The organism is Brevibacterium linens, assembly GCF_003999335.1.
Taxonomy (GTDB): Bacteria; Actinomycetota; Actinomycetes; order Actinomycetales; family Brevibacteriaceae; genus Brevibacterium; species Brevibacterium linens.
This window is the reverse complement of the sequence record NZ_CP026734.1, coordinates 2099180-2109891: the sequence shown is the minus strand read 5'-3', so window position 1 is coordinate 2109891 and position 10712 is coordinate 2099180. Positions and strand designations below refer to the sequence as shown.

Here is a 10712-nt window from a genome sequence, read left to right as displayed (position 1 = left end):
GAGGAGGACGGCATGGCAGACATCGTCATCACCATCGCCGCCGCGCTGGCGCTGGGACTCATCGCCCATGAGCTGCGCATCCCGCCGTTGGTCGGATTCCTCGCGGCCGGATTCCTCCTGCACGTCTTCGGCTTCACCGCCTTCGCGGGACTGCAGCAGGTATCGGACATCGGAGTTGTCCTGCTGCTGTTCACGATCGGACTGAAATTCGATCTGCGCTCCCTTCTCCAGCCCGAAGCCCACGGCACTGCCGCGCTGCACATGGTCACGGTGGTCCTCCTCGGTGCCGGGACGATCGGAGCGGCCGCCGCCATCGGCATCGTCAGTGTCGGCGGGGGACTGGGCACCTTGGCTCTGCTCGGATTCGCCCTCTCGTTCTCCTCCACGGTGCTCGTGGTCAAGGTGCTCGAAGACCGCTCCGACGACGGGTCGTACTACGGTCAGATCGCCATCGCGATCCTCGTCCTCCAGGACCTCGCTGCGGTGGCCTTCATCTCGATCGCAGGCGAAGAGCCCCCGAGTCCATGGGCCTTCGCGCTCGTTCTGATCGTCCCGGCCGTCTGGGTGCTGCGACGGATCCTCGACCGCGTCGGACGCGGTGAGCTGCTCGTCCTCTTCGGCGTCGTCATGGCCTTGGGGCCCGGCTATGTCGCCTTCGAATCAGTCGGCATCCACGGCGACCTCGGAGCGCTGGTGCTCGGACTTCTCTTCTCCACCCACCCGCGGGCCGTGGAGTTGTCGAAGTCGCTGTTCAGCGTCAAGGAGCTCTTCCTCGTCGGATTCTTCGTCGTCATCGGGCTCCACGCGGTTCCCACCTGGTCGGATCTGCTCATGGCGCTGGCCCTGTGCGTCGTGCTGCTGCCGTTCAACTTCGTGAGCTTCTACCTCATGGGTCGGCTCTTCGGTCTGCGCAACCGCACCAGCGTGCGTACCAGCCTGGCTCTGAGCAACTTCTCCGAGTTCGCACTCATCGTCGTCGCCGTCGGCGTCGACAGCGGACTCTTCGAAGACAATTGGCTGACCACCATCGCCCTCGCCGTGGCCCTGGGTATGATCGGCTCCTCCCTGGCCAATGCCTACAGCCTTCCGATCGTGGCGAAGCTCGATGCGATTCTGCCGGATGAGAACGAGGCCCGGCTGCGGGCGAGTGACCGGCCGTTGGACACCGGGGACGCGGAAGTCGTCGTCCTCGGCATGGGCCGCATCGGCCGCGGGGCCTACGAGCGCTTCGTCGAACGCGGCGACCGCAGCGTCATCGGCATCGACAACGACCTCACCGTCGTCGAGGCTCTGCGCGCCGACGGGTTCACGGTGCTCGAAGGCGATGCCACCGACCACGAGTTCTGGCACCGCCTCGTCGTCGGCGGCAGCGCACACACCGTCGTTCTGGCCATGGCGCTGCACGATTCGAACACCTTCGCCCTCGAGCAGCTGCGCATCGCCGGGTTCCCCGGGACCATCGCCGCGGTTGTCCAACGCCCCGATCAGGCCGAACATTTCGTTCGTGCCGGGGTCCACGCGGTCATCAACATCTACGGCGGGTCCGGAGCCGCCGTGGCCGATGCCGCCATCGATAGTCACGAAGACGGCTGCCGGCAATGACCGACGGAGAAGGCTGCCGGCAGTGACCGAAGTGAGCGCGGACCGCTCGATCGCCCGGGGCGCGCCGTCCGAATGAAGTCGGGAAGATCACAGCCGGGGAGGCGCCGCTCCGCTTTGCGGCGGTCGACATGGACCCGGTAAGATAGACAGCTGTTGTGCCTGCACCCTAAAGGCGGTCGGTGCGAGCGGATCTCGACGCTCAATCCCTCTTTCCCATCCGGGGAAACAACAGTCGCGTTTCGGGGCGAGAACCCTGCCGGGCCCATCGTGACAGAACTCATTGATGAAAGGTAATACAGTGCCAGCACCAGCACGTAATCGCCGCATGACGCGCCTCTCGCGCGCCCTCGGCATTGCTCTGACACCCAAGGCCGAGAAGTACTTCGAGCGTCGCCCGTACCCTCCAGGTGAGCACGGTCGCGCCCGTCGTCGCAACGACAGCGACTACTCGGTCCGCCTCAAGGAGAAGCAGCGTCTGCGCGCGCAGTACGGCATCCGCGAGGCCCAGATGCTCAAGACCTACAAGGAAGCCAACCGTCTGCCCGGTCTGACCGGTGAGACGATGGTCGAGCTCCTCGAATCGCGCCTCGACGCCCTCGTCCTGCGTTCGGGCTTCGCCCGCACCATGGCCCAGGCCCGTCAGTTCGTCGTCCACCGTCACATCACTGTCGACGGACAGCGCGTGGACCGTCCCTCCTTCCGCGTGAAGGAAGGCCAGACCATCCAGGTGCACGAGCGTTCGGCTTCGATGGATCCGTTCCAGGTCGCCGCCGCCGGTGGTCACAAGGACGTCCTGCCCGCAACGCCGGGCTACCTCAACGTGAACCTCGAGGGCCTGCAGGCAACCTTGCTGCGCACCCCGAAGCGCGAAGAGGTGCCGATCACCTGTGACGTGCAGCTCGTCGTCGAGTTCTACTCGCGCTGATCTGCTGAACACAGCGCATCGCGCCGCCGCGACTGCCCGGGACCGCACGGTTCCGGGCAGTCGTGTATTCACGGCACGCCGCGCCCGCTGATTTGGCTGCGGCCCAGTTTGAGGTGAGCAGCCCAGTTTCAAACATGGGCTATTCATTCTCAAATGGGCTATTCAGCCGAAAGGCGCCGAAGCGGAATGAGGGCGGTGCAGTCCGGGACCGGATTTCACGGCACGCCGCGCCACATCGCATATTGCGATCGACCCATTAAACTAGTCCCTGTTAAGTGCGGGTACGCACGAGTAAGTGTCGCGTCGGGCTCATCCGCCCGGCGATGCACAGGCAATACGCGAAAGGCCTTGGATTGAAGACGGCAGAGATCAAACAACGCTGGTTGGACTACTTCGAAGCGAACGGGCACACCGTGGTCCCCTCGGCGTCGGTGATCAGCTCCGATCCGTCCATCCTGTTCAATATCGCGGGAATGGTCCAGTTCATCCCGTACCTCACCGGTCGTGAGCCTGCCCCGTTCGACCGGGCCACCAGCGTGCAGAAGTGTGTGCGCACCGGAGACATCGAAGAGGTCGGCAAGACGACCCGCCACGGCACCTTCTTCCAGATGAACGGCAACTTCTCCTTCGGCGACTACTTCAAGCGCGACGCCATCAAGTTCGCCTGGGGACTGCTGACGACCCCCGTCGCCGAGGGCGGGCTCGGCTTCGACCCGGAGCTGCTGTGGGCGACGGTGCACGAGGACGATGCAGAGACCATCGACATGTGGCTGGAGGAGACCTCCGTTCCCCGTGAGCGCATCCAGCTGCGCGACAACGAAGACAACTTCTGGCACACCGGCCAGCCCGGCCCCGGCGGCTACTGCTCCGAGATCTACTTCGACCGCGGCCCCGCCTACGGTGTCGACGGCGGACCCGTAGCCGACGAGGACCGCTACATCGAGATCTGGAACCTCGTGTTCATGGAGTTCGAACTCTCCGAGGTCCGTTCGAAGGTCGACTTCGACATCGCCGGCGACCTGCCTGCGAAGAACATCGACACCGGTATGGGACTCGAACGTGTCGCTTTCCTGCTCCAGGGCGTGGAGAACATGTACGAGATCGACGAGGTCTTCCCCGTCATCGAGGCCGCCAGCCGCCTGGCCGGGCGCAGCTATGGCGAGGACGAGCACGCCGATGTGCAGCTGCGCGTCGTCGCCGACCACGTCCGTTCGGCCCTGATCATCATCGGCGACGGAGTCCGTCCCGGCAATGAGGGCCGCGGCTACATCCTCCGCCGGCTGCTGCGCCGCGCCGTGCGCGCCATGCGTCTGCTCGGCGTCAAGGAAGAAGTCCTGCCCGAGCTGCTGCCCGTGTCCATGCAGGCCATGAAGCTGTCCTACCCGGAGCTCGAAACCGACTTCGACCGGATCTCCCGGGTCGCCTTCGCCGAGGAGAAGGCGTTCCTGCGGACCCTCGAATCCGGCACCCAGCTGTTCGCCAATGCCGCACAGTCCCTGGGCGGTGGAGACAAGACCATCAGCGGAGACATCGCCTTCGCCCTTCACGACACCCACGGGTTCCCCATCGACCTCACCCTCGAAATGGCGTCCGAAGCCGGACTCAACGTCGACGAAGCCGGGTTCCGCGAACTGATGAGTGAGCAGCGCACCCGCGCCAAGGCCGATGCCAAGGCGAAGAAGGGCGGCGGCCACACCGACCTGTCGGCCTATTCGGCACTGCTCGACGAAGGCGCCAGCGAATTCGTCGGCTACGACCGTCTCGAAGCCGACTCCCGTGTGCGCGGCATCGTTGTCGACGGAGTCGCCGCCGAGGTGCTCACCACAGGCCAGAGCGGTGACGTCGTTCTCGACCTGACGCCCTTCTACGCCGAGGCCGGCGGCCAGCGCGCCGACGTCGGACTCATCTCCGGCCACGGCTTCACCGCGCGGGTCAGCGATGTGCAGAACCCGGTCAAGGGACTGCCGGCTCACCGGGTCGAGGTCATCGACGGAGAACTGCGCGTCGGCGACGAGGTGCTCGCCGCCGTCGACCACGACCACCGCTTCCAAGGTGCCCAGGCCCACACCGCCACTCACCTCGTCCACGCCGCGCTGCGCGAGATCCTCGGCAGCCATGCCGTGCAGGCCGGTTCGCTCAACCAGCCCGGCTACATGCGCTTCGACTACTCGTTCCCCGAAGCCCCGAGCACGCAGATGCGGTCCGAGATCGAAGAGGTGGCGAACCTTGCGGTGCGCTCGAACTACGACGTCGGCACCGAATACATGTCCTTCGACGATGCGAAGAAGTCCGGTGCCATGGCGCTCTTCGGCGAGAAGTACCCGAACGTCGTGCGCGTCGTCGACATCGGCGGGCCGTTCTCGCGCGAACTCTGCGGCGGCACCCACGTCGGAGCCTCCGCCGAAGTCGGCCCGATCTCCGTGCTCTCCGAAGCCTCCGTCGGCTCCGGAGTCCGGCGCATCGAAGCCGCCGTCGGCATGGACGCCTTCCGGTCCCTGGCCGCCGAGAGGACCATCGTGTCCTCCCTGTCGGAGATGCTCAAGGTCCCCGGCACCGACGTCACCGCGCGCGTGTCCGACCTGATGAGCCGGCTCAAGGACGCAGAGAAGGAGATCGCCCGGCTCAACGCCCAACAGCTGCTCGCCTCTTCGGGCAAGTTCCTCGACGAGGCACAGACCGTGGGCCGGACGCTCTTCGTCCAGGCCGAACTCGGCGATATCGCCAATGCCGGAGACATCCGCACACTGGTCACCGACCTGCGCAACCGGGTCGCCGACCGTCAGGCCGTGATCGTCGGCATCGGCGTCAGCAGCGGCAAGCCCGTCGTCGTCATCGCCACCACCGAGGCGGCCCGCGCCGCCGGCCTGCAGGCCGGCAGACTCGTGTCTCTGGCCTGCGGTGAACTCGGCGGCGGAGGCGGCGGCAAGCCCGACCTCGCCCAGGGCGGCGGCAGCAACCCCGCGGCGATCCCGTCGGCCATCGCGGCGGTCAAGGCAGCCATCCAGTGAGTTTCCGACGAGGTCGCCGGCTGGGTCTCGACATCGGTTCCGTGCGGATCGGCGTCGCCTCCTGCGACCCTGACGGGATCCTGGCCACGCCGCTGACCGTCGTCCGACGCAGCGACGAACCGGCGGCGCTGGGTCAGCTGCGTGCCATCGTCGACGAATACGAACCCATCGAACTTCTGGTGGGGGACCCGAAATCCCTCGACGGCGCCGCCCGGGCCGCAGCCGCCTCGGCGTTGGAGTTCGCCCGTCGGGTCGCCGGGGCCACCGGCACTCCTGTCCGGCTCGTCGATGAGCGCTTCACCACGGTCGAAGCCCACCACGCCCTCGCCGCGGCCGGGAAGTCATCACGCCAGCGACGCGAGATCGTCGACGCCCAGGCCGCCGTGATCATCCTCCAGAACGCCCTCGAGTACGAACACAACACCGGTGTTCCCGCCGGCCGTGAGATGCCCGACGAGGAGTACGACGTATGAGCCCCATCACCGAAGAGTTCTCGTCCGACGAAGGACTGACCCGCGCGGAAGTCCGCGCGAAGAAGCGGCGCAGAATGCTGCGTCGGCGGCGGACGGCGACGATCGTGATCATCTGCATCCTCGTCTTCGGCATCGGAGGATTCTTCGGTGTGCGCGCGGCCGGGGGAGTCGTCGACGACCTGTTCGGCCCCAAGGGCGACTACGAGGGTCAGGGCACGAACGAGGTCTCGATCGAGATCGCTCCCGGCTCCTCCGCCCGCACCGTGGCCAACCAGCTCGTCGAAGCCGGGGTGATCATGAATTCCAAACCCTTCCTCGACGAGATCGAACGCCGTGAGGCGACCATCCAGGCAGGAACCTGGACGATGCGGGAGAAGATGAGTTCGGAGGCCGCGGTCGAAGCGCTCATCAACCCCATAGCCCCGCCGAAGATCACGGTCGCCGAAGGCAAACAGGTCGAAGAGATCAAGGCGATCATGATCGAGTCGGGGATGGACGCCGATGAGGTCGACAAAGCCGTCGACGACAAGACCCCGAAGGAATACGGACTCGATATCGAGGCCCCGAGCCTCGAAGGCTACCTGTACCCGGCGACGTACGACCTGAACAAGCAGAAGACCGCCGAGGACATCGTCCAGGAGATGGTCGACAAGACCGAGACCGAACTCGACGAACTGGGAATCGAGGGCAAGGACGCCAACCGCATCCTCACCCTGGCCAGCCTCGTGGAGAAGGAATCCCCGGGAGATCCCGAGGTGCGATCGAAGGTGGCCAGGACCTTCCTCAACCGCATCTCCGAGAAATCGAAGACCGGGGGGCTGCTCCAATCGGATGCGACCGTGGCCTATATCCACGGCGCCCGCTCCGACCTGACGACGACGGAGGAGGAACGCCAGTCGGACTCGCCGTACAACACGTACAAGAAGAAGGGCCTGCCTCCCGGGCCCATCAACTCGCCGAGCCAGGGAGCGGTCGAAGCTGCGCTCGAACCCGCCGACGGCGATTGGCAGTTCTTCGTCGCGACGAATCCGGACACGGGGGAGACGAAGTTCGCCGACAACTACGAGGATCACAAGAAGAACGTCGAGATCTACCGCAAATGGCTGCGCGAGCACAGGAAGGACAACGGATAGCCGGTGAGGATCCTCGCCGCAGTGCTCGGTTCGCCGATCGCCCATTCGAAGTCCCCGCTGCTCCACCGTGCCGCCTTCGCGGCGCTGAACATGGAGTCCAGCGAATACTCGCGATTCGAACTCGCAGCCGACGAGCTCGAAGGGTTCCTCGACTCCCATCCCGAGCACATCGGGTTCTCGCTGACGATGCCGTTGAAGGACCGTCTCGTCACACTCGCCGCCGTTCGCGGATGGGACATCGACGAAACGGCGGCACTGACAGCGGCCGGCAACACCCTCATCCGGCGCAGCAACCGGGTGCAGGTGGCGAACACCGACGTGCGCGGCATCGTGCGGGCGATCGCCCCACACAGAGAATCGGGACCGGCCGGGGCCGGTGGTGCGGGAGCCGGTCGGGCGACGATCCTCGGCGCCGGGGCCACGGCCGCCTCGGCGCTCGTGGCCTGCCGCGACCTCGGGATCGCACACGTGGACTTCCGCGTCCGCAACCCGGACCGTGCCCGGCGGGTCCTCGATCTGGCCGAACGGATCGGACTGACCGCCTCGGTGGGGGATCTGAGCCGGATCGGTCCCTCGGCGATCGTCATCTCCACCCTGCCCGCCGAGGCGGCTCCCGACCCGGTCTGGGATGATGCCTTCGCCCCCGGTGCCATCGCCCTCGACGTCGCCTACGCCGCCGATTCGACGTTCCTCGCCGCGGCCGCCGCGCACGGCCTGCGCCCCGTCGCCGGAACCGCCATGCTCGTCGAACAGGCGGTCGCCCAGTTCGAGATGTTCCTCGCAGCGGCCAGGGCCGATGACGCATCGACGTCGGACAACCTGCCGGCGGCAGACGACCTGACTGCGCGGGTCGCGTCGGCCATGTACGCAGCACTCGAGAGCCCACCCGCCCGGGTCCGGGACTGAACCGGGGATCGCGATGGACACCGGAGTGCTGCACGCGATGACTGTCGGGCTCACGGTGCTGACCGCTCTGGCCGGCGGGCTCATCCTCGCGGCAACTCCGCAGACCTGGCTCAACGACTCAGCACACCTGCACCGGTGGCACGCCTCCAGATGGGCTCGAGGGCCGGGACCGCTGGTGGTCGGACTCGTCATCGCCGCAGTCGCCGCCGTCGTCTTCACCCTCACGGTGCTCGCACCACCGGAGACGGGGTGGAGCGCATATGCGCCGCTGAGCGGGACGACGTTCACCCCGGCCGAGCCGAACTCGGCCGACCGCATCGTCTCCGCCCTGCTGCTGGGCCTCGTCTCCGGCGCCACACCGTTCCTCGCCACCGCGGATGTCAGCCTACGCAGACTGCCTGATCGGATCGTTATCCCGCTGTCGCTGCTGGCCCTGGGGCTCATCATCACAGGCTCCGTGCTCGGAGACCTGCCGATGTGGTTCTCAGCATTCTTCGCCGGACTCCTCGCCCTCGTCTTCTTCACGGCACTGCACCTGGTGGGGCGTGTGCTGCGGGTTCGGTCGATGGGGCTCGGGGACGTCAAGCTCGCGTTCATCGTCTTCGCCGTGCCCGGTCTCTTCGATCCGTGGGCGCCCGCGCTCGTGCTGGCCGCCATGATGCTCATCAGCGGGATCTGGGCGCTCATCGCTGCGGTCCGAGCCGGTCGGGTCCGCGGGGTGACCATCGCCTTCGGACCGGCGATGCTTTCCGGCATGTGGCTCGGGTGCCTGTTCGCCCCAATACTTTTGTAGAATCGGTGGAATGTTGAGATGGCTGACTGCAGGCGAATCCCACGGCGAAGCGCTGACCGGGATCATTGAAGGGCTTCCCGCCCATGTACCGATCACCAGGGACGATATTCGTGCGAGCTTGGCTCGGCGCCGACTCGGCTATGGCCGCGGTGCACGGATGAAGTTCGAAGCCGACGAGGTGCGTCTCCTCGGCGGTGTCCGACACGGGCAGACCTTGGGCTCGCCCGTGGCCATCGAGGTCGGCAACACCGAATGGCCGAAATGGGAGTCCGTGATGAGCCCGGACCCCGTCGACGCCTCCGAACTCGAAGGACTGGCCCGCAACGCCCCGCTGACCCGGCCGCGTCCGGGGCATGCCGATATCGTCGGGATGCAGAAGTACGGCTTCGATGAGGCCCGTCCCGTGTTGGAGCGCGCCTCGGCACGTGAGACCGCGATGCGTGTGGCGCTGGGCACCGTGGCGGCGAACTTCCTCGCCGAACTGGGCATCACCCTCGTCTCCCACACCGTGGCCATCGGCGGTGCCGAACACTCAGCCGATGCCCTGCCCGCACTGCCGACCGCAGCCGATGTCGACGCCCTGGACGCCGATCCGGTCCGCTGCTTCGACGCAGACCTCTCGGCCGCGATGGTCACCGAGATCGACGCGGCGAAGAAGGCCGGGGACACCCTCGGCGGAGTCGTCGAGGTCCTCGCCTACGACCTGCCTCCGGGGCTGGGCTCCCATGTGCATTGGGACCGTCGTCTCGACTCCCGCCTGGCCGGCGCCCTCATGGGCATCCAGGCGATCAAGGGAGTCGAGGTCGGAGACGGATTCCTCACCACGAAGCGTCCCGGCTCGCGAGCCCATGACGAACTGGACGTCGGACCCGACGGATTCCGCCGCACGAGCAATCGCGCCGGCGGCACCGAAGGCGGCATGTCCACGGGCGGACCGCTGCGCGTGCGGGCGGGAATGAAGCCGATCGCGACAGTTCCGCGCGCCCTGGCGACGGTCGACGTCGAGACCGGTGAAGCCGCGAAGGCGAATCATCAGCGCTCCGACGTCTGCGCGGTGCCCGCCTCCGGCGTCGTCGCCGAAGCCATGGTGGCCCTCGTGCTCGCCGAGGCGGTCGTCGAGAAGTTCGGCGGAGACTCCGTTGCCGAGACGAAGCGGAACCTGGACGCCTATGTCGCGGCCATTCCGGAGAACCTCCGCATCGGACGATGAACCACCCCCCGCTGCCCAAACCGGTCCCGCCCCTGGAACCGGTCCCCGCCGCGCTCTCGCGCATCGTGCTCTCCGGTCCGCCGGCGGCAGGGAAGTCGACGATCGGTCGGCTGCTCGCCGACCGGCTCGGCCTGCCGCTGACGGACACGGACGCGAACATCGTCGACAAGTACGGGGTCATCTCGGAGATCTTCGTCGAACGCGGCGAAGATCACTTCCGACGCATCGAACGCGAAGTCGTGCGCAGAGCACTGCGTCGTCTGCTCGATCGTCCGGGCATCGTCTCCCTGGGCGGAGGAGCGATCCTCAACCCCGGCACCCGTGCCCAGCTGCGACACCCGGCGATCAAAGTCGTGCACATCGATATCGATGTCGACACCGTGGCACAGCGACTGACCGCCCCGCACCGGCCCCTGCTGCGTGGCGCCGGAAGCCCGGTGGAGAACTGGCTGGCCCTGGTCAGCGAACGCGAACCGCTCTACGAACAGGTCGCGACCTTCCGGGTCCAAGCGTCGAACTCACCGCCGTCGACGGTGGTCAACCGAGTCGTCGACGTCCTCACCGGTCTGCAGCGAGCCGAAGAGTACGCGAAGTACGCCGATCCCGACGACGACGGCTCCGGTCAACAGCGCTGAGCACAGCCCCGGCGGTGAGACGTCTGC

At 66.8% G+C, this 10712-nt stretch carries 9 protein-coding genes; all 9 read left to right on the top strand.

Translation table 11 applies throughout. The annotated features are described in order from the left end of the window. Window positions 1–12: 12 nt before the first annotated feature. The 9 genes from CXR29_RS09645 (at window position 13) to CXR29_RS09605 (ending at window position 10685) form a co-directional block, all read left to right on the top strand. Window positions 13–1602, top strand: a complete 1590-nt coding sequence (locus CXR29_RS09645; protein ID WP_127364410.1) for a cation:proton antiporter family protein — start codon at window positions 13–15, stop codon at window positions 1600–1602. A gap of 283 nt (window positions 1603–1885) precedes the next feature. Then, a complete protein-coding gene (rpsD, locus tag CXR29_RS09640; protein WP_373270422.1) occupies window positions 1886–2527 on the top strand; it encodes a 30S ribosomal protein S4 in 642 nt (213 codons plus the stop codon). Window positions 2528–2880: 353 nt separating this feature from the next. Next, the gene (gene alaS, locus CXR29_RS09635) at window positions 2881–5535 is read left to right on the top strand and encodes an alanine--tRNA ligase (protein WP_127364409.1); all 2655 of its coding nucleotides are present in this window, start codon (window positions 2881–2883) and stop codon (window positions 5533–5535) included. After that, a complete protein-coding gene (gene ruvX, locus CXR29_RS09630; RefSeq protein ID WP_101553459.1) occupies window positions 5532–6008 on the top strand; it encodes a Holliday junction resolvase RuvX in 477 nt (158 codons plus the stop codon). The genes alaS and ruvX overlap by 4 nt, the downstream gene beginning before the upstream one ends. After that, a complete protein-coding gene (mltG, locus tag CXR29_RS09625) occupies window positions 6005–7141 on the top strand; it encodes an endolytic transglycosylase MltG (protein ID WP_127364408.1) in 1137 nt (378 codons plus the stop codon). Before ruvX ends, mltG begins: the two co-directional genes overlap by 4 nt. A gap of 3 nt (window positions 7142–7144) precedes the next feature. Then, window positions 7145–8047, top strand: a complete 903-nt coding sequence (locus CXR29_RS09620) for a shikimate dehydrogenase family protein (protein ID WP_127364407.1) — start codon at window positions 7145–7147, stop codon at window positions 8045–8047. A 13-nt stretch (window positions 8048–8060) separates the two neighbouring features. Continuing rightward, entirely contained in the window at window positions 8061–8840 is a 780-nt protein-coding gene (locus tag CXR29_RS09615; protein ID WP_127364406.1) for a prepilin peptidase, read from the top strand. 10 nt (window positions 8841–8850) lie between these two features. After that, complete coding sequence (gene aroC / locus CXR29_RS09610) at window positions 8851–10050, top strand: chorismate synthase (RefSeq protein ID WP_127364405.1); 1200 nt, start codon at window positions 8851–8853, stop codon at window positions 10048–10050. After that, window positions 10047–10685: a shikimate kinase gene (locus CXR29_RS09605; RefSeq protein WP_101553463.1), complete on the top strand. Its 639-nt coding sequence runs from the start codon at window positions 10047–10049 to the stop codon at window positions 10683–10685. The genes aroC and CXR29_RS09605 overlap by 4 nt, the downstream gene beginning before the upstream one ends. Window positions 10686–10712 lie beyond the last annotated feature (27 nt).